Source organism: Pseudomonas sp. NFACC56-3 (genome assembly GCF_900100025.1).
Taxonomy (GTDB): domain Bacteria; phylum Pseudomonadota; class Gammaproteobacteria; order Pseudomonadales; family Pseudomonadaceae; genus Aquipseudomonas; species Aquipseudomonas fluorescens_AA.
Map to the genome: position 1 here is coordinate 1 of NZ_FMTK01000013.1, position 21,527 is coordinate 21,527.

At 61.9% G+C, this 21,527-nt stretch carries 18 protein-coding genes and 2 tRNA genes; 4 read left to right on the plus strand and 16 right to left on the minus strand.

All coding sequences use genetic code 11. The features are described from left to right. Positions 1-231: 231 nt before the first annotated feature. The 4 genes from BLO80_RS17790 to BLO80_RS17805 form a co-directional block, all read right to left on the minus strand. Positions 232-1,521, minus strand: a complete 1,290-nt coding sequence (locus BLO80_RS17790; protein ID WP_092334424.1) for a virulence factor family protein — start codon at positions 1,519-1,521, stop codon at positions 232-234. Further along, on the minus strand, positions 1,521-4,163 hold the full coding sequence (mprF, locus tag BLO80_RS17795) for a bifunctional lysylphosphatidylglycerol flippase/synthetase MprF (protein WP_092334422.1): 2,643 nt from the start codon (positions 4,161-4,163) through the stop codon (positions 1,521-1,523). Before mprF ends, BLO80_RS17790 begins: the two co-directional genes overlap by 1 nt. 153 nt (positions 4,164-4,316) lie before the next feature. Continuing rightward, a tRNA-Met gene (locus BLO80_RS17800) sits at positions 4,317-4,393 on the minus strand. A gap of 231 nt (positions 4,394-4,624) precedes the next feature. After that, a tRNA-Met gene (locus BLO80_RS17805) sits at positions 4,625-4,701 on the minus strand. Between the two features lie 282 nt (positions 4,702-4,983). On the opposite strand from BLO80_RS17805, the gene dinB reads away from it, so the two are divergent. Further along, on the plus strand, positions 4,984-6,045 hold the full coding sequence (dinB, locus tag BLO80_RS17810) for a DNA polymerase IV (RefSeq protein WP_092329256.1): 1,062 nt from the start codon (positions 4,984-4,986) through the stop codon (positions 6,043-6,045). Positions 6,046-6,228: 183 nt separating this feature from the next. Here dinB and BLO80_RS17815 read toward each other — a convergent pair whose 3' ends face one another. From BLO80_RS17815 to BLO80_RS17830, 4 genes are all read right to left on the minus strand, one after another. After that, positions 6,229-7,182 (minus strand): hypothetical protein, encoded by a 954-nt coding sequence (locus BLO80_RS17815; RefSeq protein WP_092329254.1) that lies wholly within the window; start codon positions 7,180-7,182, stop codon positions 6,229-6,231. 17 nt (positions 7,183-7,199) lie between these two features. Next, positions 7,200-8,915: a proline--tRNA ligase gene (locus BLO80_RS17820; RefSeq protein WP_092329251.1), complete on the minus strand. Its 1,716-nt coding sequence runs from the start codon at positions 8,913-8,915 to the stop codon at positions 7,200-7,202. Positions 8,916-9,044: 129 nt separating this feature from the next. Then, entirely contained in the window at positions 9,045-10,604 is a 1,560-nt protein-coding gene (locus tag BLO80_RS17825) for an AmpG family muropeptide MFS transporter (RefSeq protein WP_092329247.1), read from the minus strand. 44 nt (positions 10,605-10,648) lie between these two features. Then, positions 10,649-11,002: an MGMT family protein gene (locus tag BLO80_RS17830; protein ID WP_092329245.1), complete on the minus strand. Its 354-nt coding sequence runs from the start codon at positions 11,000-11,002 to the stop codon at positions 10,649-10,651. Positions 11,003-11,159: 157 nt separating this feature from the next. On the opposite strand from BLO80_RS17830, the gene BLO80_RS17835 reads away from it, so the two are divergent. Next, a complete protein-coding gene (locus BLO80_RS17835) occupies positions 11,160-12,167 on the plus strand; it encodes a DUF481 domain-containing protein (protein WP_092329242.1) in 1,008 nt (335 codons plus the stop codon). Positions 12,168-12,355: 188 nt separating this feature from the next. Here BLO80_RS17835 and BLO80_RS17840 read toward each other — a convergent pair whose 3' ends face one another. Continuing rightward, positions 12,356-12,565, minus strand: a complete 210-nt coding sequence (locus BLO80_RS17840; protein WP_002554837.1) for a cold-shock protein — start codon at positions 12,563-12,565, stop codon at positions 12,356-12,358. Between the two features lie 354 nt (positions 12,566-12,919). Here BLO80_RS17840 and dcd point away from each other — a divergent pair, with 354 nt between their 5' ends. After that, positions 12,920-13,486, plus strand: a complete 567-nt coding sequence (gene dcd / locus BLO80_RS17845) for a dCTP deaminase (protein WP_003184751.1) — start codon at positions 12,920-12,922, stop codon at positions 13,484-13,486. A gap of 102 nt (positions 13,487-13,588) precedes the next feature. Continuing rightward, positions 13,589-13,795, plus strand: a complete 207-nt coding sequence (locus tag BLO80_RS17850) for a hypothetical protein (protein WP_041022879.1) — start codon at positions 13,589-13,591, stop codon at positions 13,793-13,795. A 36-nt stretch (positions 13,796-13,831) separates the two neighbouring features. On the opposite strand, the gene pdeM is transcribed toward BLO80_RS17850, so the two are convergent. From pdeM to BLO80_RS17885, 7 genes are all read right to left on the minus strand, one after another. Further along, a complete protein-coding gene (gene pdeM / locus BLO80_RS17855; protein WP_092329238.1) occupies positions 13,832-14,488 on the minus strand; it encodes a ligase-associated DNA damage response endonuclease PdeM in 657 nt (218 codons plus the stop codon). Continuing rightward, positions 14,488-16,974: a ligase-associated DNA damage response DEXH box helicase gene (locus tag BLO80_RS17860; RefSeq protein ID WP_092329235.1), complete on the minus strand. Its 2,487-nt coding sequence runs from the start codon at positions 16,972-16,974 to the stop codon at positions 14,488-14,490. Before BLO80_RS17860 ends, pdeM begins: the two co-directional genes overlap by 1 nt. 220 nt (positions 16,975-17,194) lie before the next feature. After that, positions 17,195-17,959, minus strand: a complete 765-nt coding sequence (locus BLO80_RS17865) for an ABC transporter ATP-binding protein (RefSeq protein ID WP_092329233.1) — start codon at positions 17,957-17,959, stop codon at positions 17,195-17,197. Positions 17,960-17,972: 13 nt separating this feature from the next. After that, positions 17,973-19,091, minus strand: coding sequence for a succinylglutamate desuccinylase/aspartoacylase family protein (locus tag BLO80_RS17870; protein ID WP_092329230.1), 1,119 nt, complete (start codon positions 19,089-19,091; stop codon positions 17,973-17,975). A gap of 27 nt (positions 19,092-19,118) precedes the next feature. After that, a complete protein-coding gene (locus tag BLO80_RS17875) occupies positions 19,119-19,829 on the minus strand; it encodes an ABC transporter permease (RefSeq protein WP_092329228.1) in 711 nt (236 codons plus the stop codon). Further along, positions 19,826-20,554 (minus strand): ABC transporter permease, encoded by a 729-nt coding sequence (locus tag BLO80_RS17880; RefSeq protein ID WP_092329267.1) that lies wholly within the window; start codon positions 20,552-20,554, stop codon positions 19,826-19,828. The genes BLO80_RS17875 and BLO80_RS17880 overlap by 4 nt, the downstream gene beginning before the upstream one ends. Before the next feature lie 57 nt (positions 20,555-20,611). After that, on the minus strand, positions 20,612-21,394 hold the full coding sequence (locus BLO80_RS17885; RefSeq protein ID WP_092329225.1) for a transporter substrate-binding domain-containing protein: 783 nt from the start codon (positions 21,392-21,394) through the stop codon (positions 20,612-20,614). Positions 21,395-21,527: the final 133 nt, after the last annotated feature.

Genomic DNA, 21,527 nt, shown 5'->3' on the forward strand with positions numbered 1-21,527 from the left:
GCTCCCACAATGAGGCGGTGGTGGGCGCAAATGCTGTGGACATTGCGCTCAAAAACTGTGGGAGCGAGCTTGCTCGCGATAGCGGAGTGTCAGTTTGCAAAGATGTTGAATATGCCACCGCTATCGCGAGCAAGCTCGCTCCCACAGGAGGGGCCTGTGTAAACCCGGCAGCGACAAAAAAGCCCCGGCAACCGCAAGGCTGCCGGGGCTTTTCTTTAGGCTTGCCTCAGATCACTGTTCGGCAACCTTGTTCTGGCGCTTGTTGATCTCATCGATCAGGCGCTTGGCCAGGGCCGGGTAGTTTTCGTCGAAGTGATGGCCACCGGGCAGCTTGATGACTTCGCCCACGGCGGTCTTGTCGGTGCAGCCACTTTCGTCGGCTTCTTCACCGCCGTAGATGCACACCACTTTCTCGGCTGGCAGCTTGGCCATTTCCGGGCCGGTGGCGGCTTCGGTGCCGGCGTTGCCGAGCCAGCCTTCGACTTCGATCTCGAAGCTGCCGGTGCGGGCGAAGGCCAGCAGGATGATCGCATCGACTCGTTGTTGCTCGGTGGCCGGCAGGCGATTGTAGATGGCCGGCAATACGTCGGCGCCGAAGGAGTAGCCGGTCAGGATGAAGCGCTTGGTGCCCCAGATCTGCCGGTAGTGCTGCATCAGCTCAGTCAGGTCCGCCGCGCTCTGCTCCGGGCTCTTGTGTTGCCAGTAGTAGCGCAGGGTGTCGATGCCGACCACCGGGTAGCCGATCTTGGCCATTTCATCGGCCACGTCGCGGTCCAGGTCGCGCCAGCCGCCATCTCCGGAGAGAAACAGGGTGACGGTGTCCCGTGTCTGGCTGGCCGGGACTTCCACTACTGGAATGCTCAGGCCGCCCTTGGCCTTGTCAGTGCCCACCAGGATCTTGCGCAATTCGTTATTCAGCACTTGCGGCAGGTTGATGTCGTAGTCGCTGATGCTGGTCTCGGCATTCGATTGGTCGCGTACGAAACCGGCGCTGGTGTCGTCGGGGTTATCGTTCCAAGCCACCAGCCAATGGCCGTGGGTTGCCTTTTTAGGCAGCAGGTGGGTGCAGCCGGGTTTTTCCAGGGCCAGGTCCACTGAAACGGCCTTGGCCTTGTCGTCCTTCTGTTCAGCCAGCCAGCGCCAGGCCAGCACAGCGCCAGGGCCGATGCCGCTGACCAGCGTGGCCGGGCCTTGGAGCTCTCTCAGGCCGGCCTGCAGGGCCCGGCCTTGCAACATGCAGTCCTTGGGCAGGATCACCTGGACGATCTGCGCCGAGCCGCTGCGGCTGAGGGTCGTCAATTGCGTGTCGTTGAGTTTCTGGTCTTCATTGACGGCCACCAGCACCCGGGCGCGTGCCTTGGTACCGGGAGTGACCCGGGTCAGCGCTGCGCCATCGGCGGGCGCCAGTTGTTCCAGGGTCGGTTGCGGGGCCGGGCGGTTCCAGTACCAGTACCCGCCACCGAGAATCACCGCCAGCACCAACAGGGCGGCCACTACATATCGCCAGGAGCGTTGCATCATCAGCGTTTCACCAGTCCGGTCAGGCCGCCCGCAATCAGGGCGGCAGTATCGGCCAGCGCCACCAGCGGATCGAGTCCGGCGGGCACGGCCATGTAACGAGGTTCCCAGTCAGGCTGGAATTTGTCTTTGAAGCGGCGCAGCCCCTGGAAGTTATAGAGCTGCTCTCCACGGCGGAACACCATCGAGCCCAGGCGTTGGGTCAGCGGCGCACCGCGTCGCGGTTGCAGGCCCGACAGCGGGACCATGCCGAGGCTGAAGCGGGCGTAATCATGGTTTTTATAATGCTGGATGAGGCCGACCATCATGAATTCCATGGTCAGTTTCGGCGCCTCGGGGTGGGCGCGCATCAGATCGAGGCTGGCCAGTTCGTGGCTGTGGGTTTCCAACAGGTTGGCGAACGCCACCGGCCGGCCCTCGAAACGAATCACCGCGATGCGGAAATGCTTGAGGTAGTCATCGCTGAAACGCCCCAGGGAGAAACCTTTTTCCCGCACGTTCTTGCCAGTCAGCCAGGCATCGGAAATGACCTTGAGCTCATCCATCGGCGCCTGGCCCGGTTCGTGGATCTCCAGCGACAGGCCGTCACGGGTGCCGCGGTTCCAGGTGTAGCGCAAGTCCTTCATCTCTTTGCCCTTGGCTTCGAGATCGAAACGCTTGAGGTCGACCCGTGCTTCCTCGCCCAGCTTGATGGCCGTCAGGCCGATGTCCATGTAGTACGGCAGGTTTTCGGCGCGCACTTGGTAGAACACGGGACGGGCGTGGTAGATGTCGCACAGGTCGCGGAACTGCCAGATCATTTCGGCCCGTTGCTGGGTCGGACCGATCGGGTCATACAGCGCCACCAGGCTGCGACCACGGCGGGCATACATCAGGAACGCCTCGTCGTTGGGGTGGAACAGCAGCGCCTTGTCACCGGTCAGGGCCAGGCCGCCGTCGGGTTGCGAGGAGGTCATGAGAATCGTCTTGGCCCGCTCCAGTTCCTCTGCCGTCGGCAGATGGATCACCGGACGCGCGGTGCGCAGCAGCCAGGTCAGGGATACCACCACCAGCAGCACCGCGGCGCCCAATAGCGAGCGCAGACCGCGAGGGGCGTCGGCATCGAGGGTGAACTGCCACCACAGTTGATGACTGTAGGGCACGTCCTGATAGGCAAACAGCAGCAGCCAGATCGACGCGCCGAGCACGCAGAGGCTGGCGATCAGGAACAGCGGGGAAAACGGCAGTTCAGTCAGGCGGCTCGGACGATAAAAGGAGCGTCGGAATACCGCCAGCAGGGCGGCCGTCAGGGTCAGTAGCGTGGCTTCTTCCCAGTCGAAGCCCTTGAGCAGCGAGAGCAGGGCGCCCACCAGCAGCAGAACCGTGGTCAGCATCCAGGCGGCCGACAGGCGACGGCGCAGGCCCTGGGCGAGCAACAGGCACAACACGCCCACCAGGCTGGCGCCCAAGTGTGACGCGTCGACCAAGCGATGAGGGATCAGAAAACCGATGTGTTCCAGGCGAGTGTCGATCTCCGGTGTCACGCCGGAAAACAGCAGCACCACGCCGGAGAGGAACACCAGCACCGCCAGGATCGGCGCGGCGAAACCCGATGCCGCCCGCAGGCTCTGGCGCGTCAGGAACAGCCGTTGCGCCTCGTTGATCAGCAGCAACACGCAGGCCACCAGCATCGGCAGCAGCACGTAGATCAAGCGATACAGCAACAGCGCGGCGGCCAGCGGTGCGGCGCCGAGTTTGTCGGCAAACGCGGCCAACAGGATCGCCTCGAATACCCCGACCCCACCCGGTACATGGCTGAGTACGCCGGCAGCCAGGGCCAGCAGGTACACCAGCAGGAACGCGCCGAACGGCGGTGCCTCGGGCAGCAACAGATACAACACGGTGGCGGCTGCGGCGACATCCAGCGCGGTGATCACCAGTTGCAGGAAGGTCAGGCGTCGACCCGGCAGGCGCAGCGTGCGACGACCGGCCTTTACCAGAAGGCTGTCCCGATGCGGCTGTTCCGGCAGGCGTCGGCGGTAAATGCCGATGGCCAATACGCTGGTGAGCAGCAGCACCGCCACGGAAATGGCCCCCAGCAAGGCGGCAGGCAAGTGCAGCGCGGCAGACGCGGCGGGCAGGTTGCTGAGTGTCGCCAGGGCCGCCAACGGCGGCAACGCGCAGCCCAGGGACAGGCTGGCGAACAGCGTCATATGGGCGACATCCGATGCCCCCAGGCCATGGCGCGCATACAAGCGGTAGCGAACCGACCCTCCCGACAGCAGCGACAGGCCAATGGCATTACCGATGGCGAACGCGGTGAACCCGCCCAGGATCATGGTTTGTGGCGGCAGCGTCACACCGGCGTAACGGCTGGCGGACCATTCATAGCCCAGAAGAATGATGAAGCCGACGACCGTGGCGGCGATCGCACCCAGCAGGGCGGGTCGGGGCACTTCAAGAATCGAGTCGTGCAGAGCGTATAGATCGAGCTCGCTCAGCAGATGGCGGCAAGCAATCAATGCAATCGCAAACAGCAGCAGCGTGACCGCGAGGCCAATGGGCTGGCGGTACTGGCTGATCCGATCCAGCCAGCGCAGTCGCTCGGCTTTGATCGGTTGTGTCGCAGTAACGGGGTCTTGCGGGTCAGACGAGTGGGCGCGCATCAATCACCTCTTGAGCCATGCGCGACAGGATGGGGGTATCCAGCCAAGTTACCAATCCCCGCGAAGGAAAATAATTACAAAATCTTTGTAATGTAGAGCTTTTTTCGCCAGACACAAAAAAGGCCACTCTTTCGAGCAGCCTTTCTTGGTGTTTGGTTGCGGGAGCCGGATTTGAACCGACGACCTTCGGGTTATGAGCCCGACGAGCTACCAGACTGCTCCATCCCGCGTCTGTGTGGCGGCATTCTACAGGCGAACGCCCGAGTGTCAACCGTTAAAAGATGCCGGGGCCAAATAAACGGCCGATCCGTCCCTTGCCTTCCTAAATGCGCGGAATCAAAGGGAAATTGTCCTACAACTTGCAGCGAGCAGGGGGGAGCAGGCAGCGAGTCTCTGATCGTGTGGTCAAAAACAAGCACGCACAAAAAAGGCCACTCTTTCGAGTAGCCTTTTTTGATGTTTGGTTGCGGGAGCCGGATTTGAACCGACGACCTTCGGGTTATGAGCCCGACGAGCTACCAGACTGCTCCATCCCGCGTCTGTGTGGCGGCATTCTACAGAGGATCGAGCCGCTGTCAACCCCGGCGTCACAAAAACCTGTTCCGCTTCAAGTGCTTAGCCGTGCGTGTGGGCATTGTGACGAGGCTGTGACGCAGGCCTGGCAAGGGCTGAAGCTCTATGGGAGGGGATGTTGCGATTGAAGAAGTAAATTTATGTAGGTGTTTTCAGAGCCCGACGAAGGATCTTTCAAACTACTGGTGCTATATACAGGTGCCGGTGCGATACTGGTGGCCCGATTCGTCCCGCACCCTGTTTTTCTATGACTCAACGTAAAATCATCCATGTCGACTGTGACTGTTTCTATGCCGCTATCGAGATGCGCGATGATCCGCGGCTGGCCGGCAAGCCCATGGCGGTGGGGGGCTCGGCGGATCGACGGGGTGTGATTGCCACCTGCAACTACGAAGCGCGGGCCTACGGCGTGCGCTCGGCCATGTCTTCCGGCCACGCCTTGAAGCTCTGTCCGGACCTCACCATCGTCAAGCCACGGATGGAGGCCTATCGGGAAGCGTCGAAGGAAATTCATACGATTTTCAGCGATTACACCGACCTGATCGAGCCGCTGTCCCTGGACGAGGCCTACCTGGACGTCTCTGCCAGTGCCCATTTCGGCGGCAGCGCCACCCGTATCGCCCAGGACATTCGCCGACGTGTTTCCAACCAGTTGCACATCACTGTGTCCGCCGGCGTCGCGCCGAACAAGTTCCTGGCCAAGATCGCCAGTGACTGGAAAAAGCCCAACGGATTGTTTGTCATCACCCCGGACCAGGTCGAGGATTTTGTCTCGGCCCTGCCGGTCAGCAAGCTCCACGGTGTAGGCAAGGTCACCGCCGATAAGCTGAACCGGCTCGGTATCGTCGATTGCCTGCAGTTGCGTCAGTGGGACAAGCTGGCGCTGGTGCGCGAATTCGGCAGTTTCGGTGAGCGGCTCTGGAGCCTGGCCCGTGGGATCGATGAGCGTCTGGTGCACAACGACAGCCGACGGCAGTCCATCAGCGTCGAGAACACCTACGATGTCGACTTGCCCGACCTGGTGAGTTGTCTCGACAAACTGCCGGAACTGATGGAAACCCTCAAAGGGCGCATGGCACGGATCGACAGCAGTTATCGACCGGGCAAGCCGTTCGTCAAAGTGAAGTTCCACGATTTCACCCAGACCACACTGGAACAGGCCGGGGCAGGGCGGGACCTGGGCAGTTATCAGTTGCTGCTGACCCAGGCGTTCAACCGGGGCGGCAAGCCGGTGCGGTTATTGGGGATCGGGGTGCGGCTGGAAGATTTGCGGGGAGGGTTCGAGCAGTTGGAGTTGTTTGAGCGGTGAGACTGCTTGGCTGAATGCCTTGTCTTGCTCTTGTGGCGAGGGAGCTTGCTCCCGCTGGGGCTGTAGGAGCTGCCGAAGGCTGCGATCTTTTGATCTTTCGCTTGAGACTCAAGTGTCTGGGGAAAGATCGCAGCCTCGCTTCGCTCGACAGCTCCTACAGGTCCAGTGGGAGCAAAGGGGATTTCAGTCAGTGCCAGGATCGGCCACCAACCGCCCGCCATCCTTGGTCAGGGCTTTCATGAATTCGGTCTGCAACTCCGGATCGTTGCGTGTCAGTTCGATCAGGCTCTGTTCCAGTTCGCTGGCCTCTTCTTCAAGTCCCAGCTCCGACAGGCGCTTGACCCGATGAACCCACTGGCTCACCTCGTCATCTTCCAGGTCGTCGTAGATCAATGCATGAGCTTCCACCAGCTTGCTGCGCAAGGTGCTGCTGATGCTCAGGGATGAATCGGTGTGCACTTCCTCCTGGGCATCCGTCACGCTGATCTGCAGTTTGCCGAACTGGCTCAGGTCCTGCTCGGCGAACGGGCTTTCCAGCAGGTTCAGGCGCAGCACGCCGTTACGGTCAGTGCTCAGCTCGAAGGTCTGCCGGGCGGCCTTGACCTCCACCGGGCGTTCGCTCCAGGGCAGGCTCGAGTGTTCCGTGCGCTTGTCGCGCTGGACTTCGTCGATGCCCGCCAGATTCTGCTGGGCACGGCCATGGGAGGGGACGTTCATGAACGGGTTGAGCCCGGCGAAACCGTAGCTGATCCAGTCATGGGTCGCCGTGTCCGGCAGGTTGCCGAGGGCGAACACATTGACCACGTTCGCACCGATGCCAGCCACCACGGCCACCGCGCCCAGGGGAATCTCGTAGATCTCCCGCCAGGGTTGGTACGGTGTGTAGCGATCGTAATGGCGGGTAACCTCGAACTCGGTGACTTCGAAGGTTTTCTGCTCATTGATGCGCACCCGACGCTGCGGCAGGTCGAGCACCTTGGGTTCGCCCACGTCGATTAGCAGGCTGTGGTCGAGCAATTTGCGCTCGACCCGCTCTTCGTGCTCGCTGCGTTGTGACATTTGGTTGGCGCAGCCGCTGACCAGCAGGGCGCCGCACAGGGCGGCACCACCGAGGCCTAAGGTGTTTCGCTTGAACATGACGTCTCTATCTGGTGTCAGCGGCGGATACGGGCCTGGAGGAACGACAGCACGTCGGCGACCGGCAGCGCTTGCGGCTCGGCCTCGGTGCGGCTCTTGTATTCCAGGTTGCCTTCGGCCAAGCCGCGGTCACTGACGACGATCCGGTGGGGGATGCCGATCAGTTCCATGTCCGCGAACTTGATGCCAGGGCTGGTTTTCTTGTCGCGGTCGTCCAGCAGCACTTCGAAGCCGGCGGCCGTCAGTTCGGCGTAGAGCTTGTCGGTGGCTTCGCGCACCAGGTCGGTTTCATAGCGCAGCGGCACCAGGGCCACCTGGAACGGCGCCAGCGTGTCGCTCCAGATGATGCCTTTCTCATCGTTGTTCTGCTCGATGGCGGCTGCCACCACGCGGGAAACACCGATGCCGTAGCACCCCATTTCCAGGGTGACCGGCTTGCCGTTCTCGCCCAGCACTTCGCACTTCATCGCCTGGCTGTACTTGTTGCCCAGCTGGAAGATGTGCCCGACTTCGATGCCCCGCTTGATTTCCAGGGTGCCCTTGCCGTCGGGGCTCGGGTCGCCGGCCACGACGTTGCGCAGGTCCGCGACGGTTGGAACCGGCAGGTCGCGTTCCCAGTTCACGCCGAAGTAGTGCTTGTCGTCGATGTTGGCGCCGATGGCGAAGTCGCTCATCAAGGCTACCGAACGGTCGATGATGATCGGCAGTGGCAGGTTCAATGGGCCGAGGGAGCCGGCACCGGCGCCGATGGCGTCGCGCAGCTCGGCTTCGGTGGCCATGACCAGCGGGCTGGCGACACCTGGCTGATTGGCGGCCTTGATTTCATTCAGTTCGTGGTCGCCACGGACGATCAGGGCAATCAACTTGCCGGCTTCTTCCGCCCGCACGATCAGGGTCTTGATGGTGCGCTCGATCGGCAGGTTGTAGCCTTCCACCAACTGGGCAATGGTCTTGGCGTTCGGCGTGTCCACCAGGCGCAGCTCTTCGGTCGGCGCGGCGCGGGACGTTTCCCGAGGGATGGCTTCGGCCTTCTCGATGTTCGCGGCGTAGTCGGAGCCGTTGCTGAAGACGATGTCGTCTTCGCCGGACTCGGCCAGTACGTGGAACTCGTGGGAACCGGCGCCACCGATGGAACCGTTGTCGGCTTCGACCGGACGGAATTTCAGGCCCAGGCGGGTGAACACGTTGCAATACGCCTGGTGCATGCGGTCATAAGTGACTTGCAGCGAAGCCAGGTCGGCATGGAACGAGTAGGCGTCCTTCATGATGAATTCGCGACCGCGCATCAGGCCGAAGCGTGGACGGATCTCGTCACGGAACTTGGTCTGGATCTGATACAGGTTGATCGGCAGCTGCTTGTAGCTGCTCAACTCGTTGCGCATCAGGTCGGTGATCACTTCTTCGTGGGTCGGGCCTGCACAGAAGTCGCGACCGTGACGGTCTTTGATGCGCAGCAGCTCAGGGCCGTATTCCTCCCAGCGCCCCGATTCCTGCCACAGCTCGGCCGGTTGGGTGCCTGGCATCAATACTTCCAGGGCGCCAGCGGCGTCCATCTCTTCACGAACGATGGCTTCCACCTTGCGCATGACGCGCAGGCCCATCGGCAGCCAGGTATACAGGCCAGAAGCGAGCTTGCGGATCATGCCGGCACGCAGCATCAGCTGATGGCTGATCACGACGGCGTCGGAAGGCGTTTCTTTCTGTGTGGCGAGCAAATATTGACTGGTGCGCATGGTTGGCCGTTGTCGGTTGCTGATGACGAGAAATGACGGAGCATTGTACGGGCGAGATGCCCTGGCGTACAGGCGCGTGGCCGGTCGCCAGGTGCGAACGTCGGTTTGCCCGGCGTTTGCTGAAGTTTCCTACGACTCTTCCGCCGACCGGGTGGACACCGGTTCTTCGGTAGGCGTCGAGTCCTGGCGACGGTTCTCCTGGAACCAGTGCAAGGCGATCAGCAGCAGGGTCGGCACGCCCAGCAGGGCGGTGATCAGGAAGAAATTGTGGTAGCCGAACTTCTCCACCATCACCCCTGAATAACCACCGATCAAGCGCGGCAGCAACAGCATGATCGAGCTGAGCAGGGCGTATTGGGTGGCGGAGAATTTCAGGTTGGTCAGGCTCGACAGGTAGGCGACGAACGCCGAAGTGGCCAGGCCGGAGCTGAAATTGTCCAGGGAGATGGTGACAATCAACATCTTCAGGTTGGCGCCCATGTCGGTCAGCATCAGGAAGAGGATGTTGGTGGCGGCCGAGGCGACACCGCCGATGAACAGGATGGGCAGGATGCCGAAACGTACGATCAGCAGGCCGCCCATGCCGGCGCCGACAAGGGTCATGATCAGCCCGAAAATCTTGCTGACGCTGGCGATCTGGTCCTTGGTGAACCCTTGGTCGATGTAGAACACGTTGGCCATGACGCCCATGACCGTGTCGGACATCCGATAGGTTGCGATCAGCCCGAGCAGCAGCAGGGCCTGCCAGCGATAACGCAGGATGAAATCGTTGATCGGCGTCAGCACCGGCGCCAGTCCGCGCCGGCCCATGGTCGACAGGCACAGGGCGGTCAGGATGGTATAGAGGATGGCCCGCAGGAAGGCGCGGTCTTCGAGCAGCAGGTCGAGCAGGCTGACACCCTCGAACAGCACGCTGGCGAAGTCGGTGTTGAACAGCTGGGTGAACATCGCCGGGACGGAGACCAGCAGCACGATCAGCACGAATACCGACGCCAACTGATGAACGAACGTGTAGCGCCCCGCCTGCAATTGCGTGCGCAACGGCACCGGCGGCTCGCGCATGAACAGTGAGGTGAGGAGCGCCGGGATCATCAAGACGCCGAACAACAGGTAGGTACCGGCCCAGGCCGAGTGTTTGTAGCTGAAACCGGTGGAGCCAAAGCCTTCGGCGAAGAACAGGGCGCCGGCGGTGGCCAGTAGCGCGGCGATGCGGTAACCGGACATGTAGCTGGCGGCGAGGGCGGCCTGGCGGGTGTCGTCGGCGATCTCCAGGCGATAGGCGTCGACGGCGATGTCCTGCGTCGCGGAGGCGAAGGCCACGATCACGGCGATGGCGATCAACCATGACAGGTGTTTTTGTGGGTCGCAGAAACCCATGCCGATCAGGCCGAGGATCACCAAGGCCTGGGAGAGCACCAGCCATGAGCGACGGCGCCCCAGCTTACCCAGCAGCGGCAGACGCCATTGGTCGAGCAGCGGCGACCAGACCCATTTAAAGGCGTACGCCAGGCCGATCAGGCTCGCGTAGCCGATGGTTTCGCGGGCCACGCCGGCTTCGCGCAACCAGACCGAAAGCGTGGAAAACACCAGCATGTATGGCAAGCCGGCGGCGAAGCCAAGCAGCAACAGCACGAGCGTTGAGGGACTGGCATAGGCGGCGAGGGCGGCGCGCCAGGTTTTACGGGGCATGGGCTGGAGTCTGCCTCAAAAATTGCGAAAACAAAGCGCGCACTCTAACCGCTGTGCTCTACCGGGCGCCAGCCATGGCGCTGAATATCAACACGATTGTTCAGGACACTGATCCCTTCCAGGCGCAGGCGTGCGCGCTGTTCATCCCCTGAGGCGCTGCCCGCCGGCAGGCTGATCCGACCACCGGCACCCAATACCCGATGCCAGGGCAGCTTGGTGTCGCTTGGCAGTTGGCTGAGGGTTCGCCCGACCCAGCGCGCCGCGCGCCCCAGGCCGGCCATATCGGCGAGCTGGCCATAGGTGACGACTTTGCCCGCTGGCACTTGGGCCAGGGTCAGGTAAAGGGTCGTGCGGCGGATCTGGGTGGCATTCTCGGTGTCCGCGGAGATGTCAGTCACGTAAAGGTTCCTGAATGAGATGTCCGTCTGTAGATTAATTCTTACAGGACGGGTTGAGAAATGAACTCATCCGCCCTACACGGGTCAGTCCTTGCTGAGGTGTCATCCTGGGGGATAATGCCGCCTTTTCACTGAAAACTTGAGCCCATTATCGCTTATGTTGTCTAGAACCCTGTTGTGCCTAGCTGTTACCAGCGCCTCCATGCCCTTGCTTGCCGATACCGTCTGGTTGAAGAACGGTGACAAGCTGACCGGTAAAATCACCGTTTTCGATGGCGGCAAGTTGCTGATCCAGACTGATTACGCCGGCGCGGTTCCCATCGATTGGAAACAGGTCAAGACCCTCGAGAGCGACCAGCAATTGCTGGTCAAGCAGGATGCCTATACGGGTGAGAAAGCCAAGGCCCTGCACGCCGCCGAGGACGGCAAGGTCACGCTAGCCAACGGTGATGCGCCCAAGACCGTCGAGCTGGCCAGCATCCAGCAAATCCTCAAGCCCAAGCCGGTGGTCGAGGATCTGGTATGGAAGGGCAATATCGATGCCGCACTGGATTACAAGCGCGCGGAAAACGATACCGACGATTACGACGTCGACTTCAAGACCTCGGCGCGCCACGGCAGATGGCGGCATAACGCTGAAGGCGAATACAACCGTGAATTCCAGGATGACGTGGTGTCGACCGACAACTGGCGCCTGGAGTATTCCCTCGACCGGTTTTTCACTGACAAATGGTTTTGGCAAGGTCGCCTGAATTACAAGCGCGACAAGGTCGAAGACCTGGCGCGCCAGCGCGTGGTGGGTACCGGTCCGGGCTACCAGTTCTGGGATGACGAGCTGGGTGCGTTCTCCCTGGGGTCGCTGCTCAACCGCACCGACTACGAATACCGCGATGGCGGCAAGGACAACTTCTATTCCGTGGCCATGAAGTGGGACTACAACCGCTTCCTGATTGGCAAGCGCGTGGAGTTCTTCACCAACGGCGAAGTGGGCAAGCCGCTGTCCGGCGTGGCGGAGTACGCCTATGACGCTGAGATGGGGTTGCGCTACAAGGTCACCGACTGGGCGTCGCTTAACCTCAAGGCCGAGAAGGATGTCATTGAAGGTACTGAAGACAGTGACTTGAGCAGGACGCGGTACACGGCCGGGTTTGGCGTGACCTGGTAATCCGGGCCAAGGAAAAAACAGTGTGGGAGCGGGCTTGCTCGCGAAGGCGGTGTGTCAGTCATGATGTTGCTGACCCGCCGCTTTCGCGAGCAAGCCCGCTCCCACATTGATTTTTGTGCCTGCAAAACACCCAGGCACAAAAAAGCCCCGCTTTTGAGGGCGGGGCCTTTTACTAAAGCAAGTGCAAGTTAGATAACTTGAACTTCTTCAGCTTGCATGCCTTTCTGACCGCGGGTAGCGATGAAAGAAACCTGTTGGCCTTCTTTCAGGCTTTTGAAGCCGTCGGATTGGATAGCTTTGAAGTGAACGAACAGGTCGTCACCGGATTGTGGGGTGATGAAGCCGAAGCCTTTTTCATCGTTGAACCACTTAACGGTACCGGTTTGGCGATTAGACATGGTGTAACTCCTTGAACAAAGATAACTGCGACTCAGGAAGAACCCTGGCCGAGACTGAGTGCAAAGAGCAGGAAAAATTCTTGTAGATGGTTGGATCGAAATTCAACATATCGTGTAGAGATTCTCAGTGACACAAGCAACACAGTGGCGCCACCTTAACCCTTTTTCCAGAATGTGCCAATGGTCTTTGCGAAGGTTTCTCTTAATTGGTGACTGACGGCGCGGGCGATGGCCGGCAGGACCCGGAAATCAAGGTGGATCGGCGAGATTTGCGCGCCGCGCTTTGAACCCGGCCCCGTGCCCCGGTAAGATGCCGGACGTATTTTTTCCACCTCGCTATTTCAGGAAACCGCCATGAGCATCAAATCGGACAAGTGGATTCGCCGCATGGCGCAAGAGCACGGCATGATCGAGCCCTTCGTCGAGCGCCAGATGCGTGGCGAAGGCGCCGACCGGCTGATCTCCTTCGGTGTCTCCAGCTACGGCTACGACGTGCGCTGCGCCGACGAATTCAAGGTGTTCACCAACATCAATTCGGCCACCGTCGACCCCAAGAACTTCGACGAGAAGAGCTTCGTCGACGTCAAGAGCGACGTTTGCATCATCCCGCCGAACTCCTTCGCCCTGGCCCGCACCGTCGAATACTTCCGCATTCCGCGCAACGTGCTGACCATCTGCCTGGGCAAGAGCACCTATGCCCGTTGCGGCATCATCGTCAACGTCACGCCGCTGGAACCCGAGTGGGAAGGCCACGTGACCCTGGAATTCTCCAACACCACGACCCTGCCGGCGAAAATCTACGCCAACGAGGGTGTGGCGCAGATGCTGTTCCTTGAATCCGATGAAGAATGCGAAGTCTCCTACAAGGATCGTGGCGGCAAATACCAGGGCCAGCGCGGCGTGACGCTGCCGCGTACCTGAATCTGACGAGCTGTTTGGAATTCCTGGGCGGGCAGACACTCTATTGCGTGTACTGCCCGTTTTTTGCGTCAGCGCAGCGGGCCTTCGCTCAGGAGTTGCTCTATGAAGATCGATCCGCGAATCAGTGCCGAACTGGCAAGGCTTGAGCCCAATCAGATCGGCGTCATGGCCTGGTCATTGCTGGCCCATCCTGCCGAAGCGGCAGGCGGCATCCCCGGCCAGCCCGATCCCGATACGCCCAACGAACAGCCTACCGAACCCGGCGAACCCACTCTGCCGGACGAGCCGCCTCCTGCGCCTGTCGCCTGATGAGGCGCTGGCCCGCCAGCGGAAGCACAGAGTGCTTCAGTTGACGGGCCATATTTCGTTATCGCCGATGACAAAAATCCTGCAGTCGCTGTCTTGCTCGACTCGATAACCGCCTGTGAACGCGCCGAAGGCCGGTAGCAGGCTGATCTCGCTGCCCAGCCGAAAGCAAGCCAGGCGCAGGCGTTGCCGGCCCTTGCCGCTCAGGTGGTAGACCGGGTGCACGTGGCCGGCCAGCACATGGCGGCTGGGGTGGGGGCGAGGCTCGTGTTGCACGGCGAAAGGGCCCAGTAGCAACGGCTCCGGTACGACGCGAATGTTCAGCGCTGGAGGTGGGTCGCCGGCGCGTTTGTCGTGGTTGCCACGAATCAGCGTTATGGCCAGGTGCGGATGTCGCTCACGCCAATCGGAAAGTGCCTTCAAGGTGCCGGGAGCATGGGAGTCGGGACCGTGGAGAAAATCTCCGAGAAAGATCAACTGTCGACACGCCAGCCTGGCCAGCAATGCATCCAGCACCGCGATGTTGCTGGCGGTGGTGCCGTGGGGCACCGGTTGCCCGAGGCGGCGATAAGCGGCGGCCTTGCCGAAATGAACGTCGGCCACCATCAAGGTTTCCTGGGCGGGCCAATACAAGGCTTTTTCCGCAAGCAGCCAGAGCGCTTCGCCGGCCAGGCTGACAGGGTACGGCGCTGGCATCAGGCGTCACCGCGATCGGCAGTCTTTTCCAGCTCGCTGACCATCCGCCGGATGCGGTCGGCGAGTTTTTCCGAACTCATGCTTTCCCGGAACCGCTCCACCAGCAGCGGGAACCCGAGTGGGGTGGGGCGTTTGATCATGTGCAGGTCCAGCTTCAGGGTATTGAGGCGTTGCAAGGTCTGCTCCAGTCGACGGATATCCAATTCTTCACGCAAGACTTCCTCCCCGGCCTGGGCCAGCAACAGATTGTCGGCGTCGTATTGTTTGAACACTTGGAAGAACAACCCGCTGGAGGCCTGGACTTGCCGGGTGCTTTTGGGCGCACCGGGGTAACCGGCGAACACCAGCCCGGCGATCCGGGCGATTTCGCGAAAGCGCCTGAGGGCCAGTTCCCCGGCATTGAGGCTCGCGAGCACGTCGGCCAGCAGGTGATCGACGCTCAGCAGGCTCGGGGTCAGGTAGTGCGACCAATCCACTGCCGTGGCGCTGAGCAGTTCCAGGCCGTAGTCGTTGACCGCGATGGAAAACGTCAGCGGCTGTTGCCGACTGACGCGCCAGGCCAGCAGGCTGGCCAGGCCCAGATGCACCTGGCGTCCGGCAAACGGGTACAGGAACAGATGCCAGCCTTCCCGGGACTTGAGGGCTTCGGCCAGCAAGGTGTGCTGCGTGGGCAAACCGGACCAACGTTGCTGGGTCAACAGCAGGGGCTGCACGGCTTGCATCTCCGGGCCCTCGAAGCGGCCCGCGGCGGCTTCGCTCAAACGGGCCACGACGGCGGCCGCCAGTTCGCTGGAAAGTGGCATGCGCCCGCCGTTCCAGCGTGGCACAGCGGCCTTCTTGGCCTGGCTGCGTCGCACATAGGCGGTCATGTCTTCGACCCGGACCAATTCCAGCAGTCGCCCGGCGAACAGGAAACCGTCGCCGGGTCGCAGGCGAGCGATGAAGCCTTCCTCTACGCTGCCCAGGGTCTTGCCGCCGCCGCCCTTGCTCCAGAACTTCAATTGCAGGCTGGCATCGCTGACGATGGTACCGATGCTCATGCGGTGACGCCGGGCCAGGCGGGCGTCGGGCACGCGCCAGACCCCGTGTTCGTCCGGTTCGACCCGTCGGTAATCGGGGTAGGCGGTCAATGACAGGCCGCCGTGGCGCACAAAAGCCAGGGCCCAGGCCCATTCGGCCGGATTGAGGTCGCGGTAGGCCCAGGCACCCCGCACCTCCTCGAACAATTGGTCGGGAACGAAGCCGCCGCCCAGGGCCATGCTCACCAGGTGCTGCACCAGGACGTCCAGCGGCTTGTGCGGCGATTCGCGAGGTTCGATGCGCCGCTGGGCCACGGCGTCCTGCGCGGCGGCGGCCTCGATCAACTCCAGGCTATGGGTCGGCACCAGCGTCACCCGTGAGGTCCGCCCCGGTGCGTGACCAGAGCGCCCGGCCCGTTGCATCAGGCGCGCCACCCCCTTGGCCGAGCCGATCTGCAGCACCCGTTCCACCGGCAGGAAATCCACCCCCAGGTCCAGGCTGGAGGTGCAGACCACCGCTTTGAGCTGGCCATCCTTCAGGGCCTGCTCCACCCAATCCCGGGTGTCACGCGACAGCGAGCTATGGTGCAGGGCGATCAGCCCGGCCCAGTCGGGTCTCGCCTCAAGAAGCGCCTGATACCAGATTTCCGACTGTGCCCGGGTGTTGGTGAAGACCAGGCAACTGCGGCTGGCGTCGATTTCAGCAACGACCTGGGGCAGCATCTTCAGGCCGATGTGCCCAGCCCACGGGAAACGTTCGAGGGCCGGGGGCAGCAACGTGTCGACCTGCAGCGCCTTGCTGTCGGCCCCCTGCACACTGATCCCGTTGCCTTGCGGGATCAACGCCTGCTCGGCGTGGGCTTGGTTACCGAGGGTTGCGGACACGCCCCAGACAATGAGTTCGGGATGCCAGTGCCGCAAGCGCGCCAGGGCCAGTTGCAACTGCACGCCACGTTTGTTGCCGAGCAATTCGTGCCATTCATCCACGACCACCATGCGCAGGGTCGAAACGGCAGCTTGCGCATCGGCCCGGGCGAGCATCAGGGTCAGGCTTTCGGGCGTGGTGATCAGCGCGGTGGGCAGGCGACGGCCCTGGCGGGCGCGCTCGCTGGCGCTGGTGTCGCCCGTGCGCAGACCGACACTCCACGGCACTTGCAGGTCTGCCAGGGGCGCTTCGAGGGCTTTGCCGGTGTCGGCCGCCAATGCGCGCATCGGCGTGATCCACAGGACAGTCAGCGGTTCGGCCGGCGGCTTGCGTTTGCGCGGTTTGTCCGGCGGCGGTGTCGAGCGGGCGAAACGGTTGAGGGCGGCGAACCATACGGCGTAGGTCTTGCCGGCGCCGGTGCTGGCGTGCAACAGCCCGGACTCCCCCCGCCTGACCGCGGCCCATACCTGCTTCTGAAAGGCAAACGGCTTCCAGCCGCGGGCGCCGAACCATTGGTTTGAGAAATTGTTGGATGTCCCCATGCCTGCCGCGTGCGCCCTGAAAGTCCTTCTTCAGTGACCACGGCGGGATGTGAAAGGTTTTATGCCCAAGGGGATCGTCTGGTCGGAAGGCTCTTGTGGCGAGGGAGCTTGCTCCCGCTGGGCTGCGAAGCGGCCCTCTGGTTCTGACTGACACACCGCAGGGGGCCGCTTCGCGCCCCAGCGGGAGCAAGCTCCCTCGCCACGGGGCTTGCCAGGGAGTTTATTTCAAGTTGCCACTGAGGAACTGCTTGAGCCGTTCGCTGGTGGGATTGCCCAGTACGTCTTCCGGCGCGCCTTCTTCTTCCACCAGGCCCTGGTGCAGGAACAGCACCTGGTTCGAGACTTTACGGGCGAAGCTCATTTCGTGGGTCACCATGATCATGGTCCGGCCCTCTTCGGCCAGGCCCTGGATCACCTTCAGCACTTCGCCCACCAGCTCCGGGTCCAGGGCCGACGTGGGTTCGTCGAACAGCATCACCTCCGGCTCCATCGCCAGCGCACGGGCAATGGCCACGCGCTGTTGCTGGCCGCCGGAGAGGAATGCCGGGTACTGCTCGGCAACCCGTGCCGGCAGGCCGACCTTGTCGAGATAACGGCGCGCACGATCGTCGGCTTCCTGCTTGCTCACACCCAACACCCGGCGCGGCGCCATGGTGATGTTTTCCAGCACGGTCATGTGGCTCCACAGGTTGAAATGCTGGAACACCATGGCCAGGCGCGTGCGGATGCGTTGCAGTTCGTCGGCGTCGGCCACGTGCATGCCGTGGCGGTCCTTGATCATCTGGATCGGCTGGCCGTCCAGGGTCATGGCACCGTCGTTGGGTTGTTCCAGGAAGTTGATACAGCGCAAGAAGGTACTTTTGCCCGAGCCGCTGGCGCCGATGAGGCTGATGACGTCGCCGGTCTTGGCCTTGAGCGAAACGCCTTTGAGCACCTCATGTTCGCCATAGCTTTTATGCAGGCCTTCAATGGTCAGTTTGTACATGGAGCATGCATCCTCAAGGCGAAAGTAGGTAGCCGCTGCGGTAGGCTTCGGTGCCGGCGACATGGGCGATCACCATGCCGGCCGTGGCCATGCGGCGCAGCGAACGGGCGTACAGCAGGCCGGCGTTGCGGCAATGAACGGGGGTGACGGTGTCGTTGACCGGGTCGATGACTTCCGCGATCAGTTGCCCCGCCTCCAGGTATTCGCCGGGCAGGGCGCTGTAGACCAGCAACCCGCCCACGGGCGTGGCCACCGGCTCGACCGCGGCCAGCGGCGTGGCCGGGTAGGGCAGTTCGGGCATGGGCATCGGTTCGCCGTCGATGGCGCCGAAGCGGATCAGGTATTCGATCAAGGCCTGGCAGTCGAGGCTTGCCAGACCATGGTTGACGTCACCCTGGCCACGCAACTCCACGGTCACCGAAAAACTGCCCAGGGGAATCTCGAAGCGTTCGCCGAAGCGTTCCTTGAGTTGCCACCAGAGCAGGGTGAAGCATTCGTCGAACGACTGGCCGCCCGAATCGGTGGCGAGCAAACTGGCCTCGGCACCGATGTAGCGCGCCAACGGCTCGACCTGCGGCCAGGCTTCCGGCGTGGTGTAGAGGTGGGCCACGGCTTCGAAGTCGCAATGCAGGTCCAGCACCATGTCGGCGTCGCAGGCCAGCCGTTGCAGGGCCAGGCGCAGGGACTGCAATTGCGTGCCAGGGGTCTGCCGGGCGAGGGCATCGCGCAGGCTGGTGCGGATCAGCATCAGGTTGTGCTGCGGATCGTCGGTGAGCAGGTCCTGGATTTCGTTGCCGATCTCTTCGCTCAGGTCGACGAAGCGGCGGTTGAAGTTCTGCCCGCTCTCGGTTTCGTAGCGACCCAGGGGCACGTCCATCAGCACTTGTTCGAGGCCGATGGGGTTGGCGACCGGCACCAGCACGATCTCGTGGCGCAGGTGGCCGGACGCCTCGAGTTCGGCCAGGCGTTGCTTGAGGTGCCAGGCGACGAGCATGCCCGGCAGTTCATCGGCGTGCAGGGACGACTGGATATAGATTTTGCCGACGGCTTTTTCCGGGCCGAAGTGGAAGCTGTGGATCTTGCGTGCTGTCCCCGGTACCGGGGACAGCAGGTCATGGATCTGGTGGCGCATGTGCGTGTGTGTCCTGGAACAAAAGCCCTAGTGGGCCGGCCCGAGGAAGGCCAGCCATCGGCGTTCGGCGAGGCGGAAGAGGCCCACCAGCGCAAAGGTGACGGTCAGGTAGATCAACGCGGCGATCCCGAACGACTGGAACGTCAGGAACGTCGCCGAGTTGGCATCCCGGGCGACTTTCAGCACGTCTGGAACGGTAGCGGTGAACGCCACGGTCGTCGAGTGCAACATCAAGATAACTTCGTTGCTGTAGTACGGCAGCGAGCGGCGCAGCGCCGACGGCATGATTACGTAGGCGTACAGTTTCCAACCGGTCAGGCCGTAGGCCTTGGCCGCTTCCACTTCGCCATGGTTCATGCTGCGAATCGCCCCGGCGAAAATTTCCGTGGTGTAGGCGCAGGTGTTCAAGGCAAAGGCCAGGATCGTGCAGTTCATCGCGTCGCGAAAGAAGCTGTCGAGCATGGGTTGGGCACGCACCGCCGCGATGCTGTAGATGCCGGTGTAGCAGATCAGCAACTGGATATAGAGTGGCGTGCCCCGGAACAGGTAGGTGTAGAACTGCACGGGCCAGCGGACGTAGAACTTGGGCGAAACCCGGGCGATGGACAGCGGGATCGACACCACGAAGCCGATCAGCAGCGAGGCGCTGAGCAGCCACAGGGTCATGGCCAGGCCGGTGATGTTGACGCCGTCGCTGTACAGGAATGGCCGCCAGTATTCTTGCAGGAGTTCGATCATCGCACCGCCTCCCGGGCTCCGGCGGCGTAGCGGCGTTCAAGCCAGCGCAGGATGACATTGGACGCGCTGGTGATCAGCAGATAAATCAGCGCCGCCAGCACCAGGAAGTAGAACAGCTGGTAGGTGCTCTTGCCCGCATCCTGGGCCGCCTTGACCAGGTCGGCCAGGCCGATGATCGACACCAGCGCGGTGGCCTTGAGCATCACCATCCAGTTGTTGCCGATACCCGGCAGGGCGAAACGCATCATTTGCGGGAACACCACGAAGCGAAAGCGTTGGCCACGCTTGAGGCCATAGGCCGTGGCGGCTTCGACTTGGCCCCGGGGGACCGCGAGGATCGCGCCGCGAAAGGTTTCGGTGAAGTACGCGCCATAGATAAAGCCCAGGGTGATCACCCCGGCGCCGAATGGGTCGATCTCGATGTATTCCCATTCCATGAAGTCGGTGAACGAGGTCAGCCAGGTTTGCAGGCTGTAGAAGATCAGCAGCATCAGCACCAGGTCCGGCACACCGCGGATCAGCGTGGTGTAGAGCTGGGCGGGAATTCGCAGCAGTTTGACGGGGGACAGTTTGGCACTGGCGCCCAGCAGGCCGAGCAAGACGCTCAGCAACAAGGACAGAGCCGACAGCTTGATGGTCATCCAGGTGCCTTGCATCAGCAGCGGGCCGAAGCCCTGCAGGCTGAAGGCGGAGAGCCCCAGATTTTGTAGGAGTTGTTCGAACATGAAAGAGGCCTTTGGCAGGAAAAAAGCGCCCATCCGAGACCGGATGGGCGCCGCGCATTATTTGCCGCTGTACAGATTCAGATCGCCAAAGTGTTTTTTCTGGATCTCGGCGTACTTGCCGTCGTCGTGTAACGCTTTGATACCTTTATCCAAAAGGGCCTTCAGCTCACTGTTACCTTTCTTGATACCGATGGCGGTCTTGGAAGGCAGCAATTCGCTGTCCACCGGCTTGCTGACTTCATAACCTTCGCCTTTTGGCGACTTCAGGAAGCCCAGCTCAGCCTGGAGCATGTCCTGGATCGCCGCATCGAGGCGGCCGGAGGTCAGGTCAGAGTAAACCTGGTCCTGGTTCTGATAGGCCTGGGTCTTGACGCCCGCCTTGTCCAGCACGGCCTTGGCGTAGGCTTCCTGGATGGTGCCTTGCTCGTAGCCGATGGTCTTGCCTTTGAGCGAGGCAACGTCTTCGCTCAGGCCCGAGCCCTTCTTGAAGACATAGGCCGTTGGGCCGGAGAACAGCTCGTTGGAGAAGTCGATGACTTTTTCCCGGGCCGGGGTCACGGTCATGGAGGAGATCACGCCGTCGAATTTGTTGGCCTTCAGGCCCGGGATCATGCCGTCGAAATCGCTTTCGACCCATTTGCATTTGACTTTCAGCTCCGCGCAGATCGCATTGCCCAGGTCGATGTCGAAACCGACCAGGCTGCCGTCGGCGGCTTTGGATTCAAACGGGGCGTAGGACGGGTCGACACCAAAACGCAATTCCTTGTATTCCTTGGCCGTGGCGACGCCAGCGGCCATGCACAACGCCAGTGCAGAAAGGGTCAGCAGTGCTTTTTTCATTATTCAATCCCTAAAACCAATATGAGCGCTTGTGGCGCGTAAGTATTGTTACCGGTGAAGGCGAGAACGGTATGACGGCATAAAGGTAGCAATTTCCGAACCAGAGTGCCGAACAAGTGTTTTAAAAGCATAT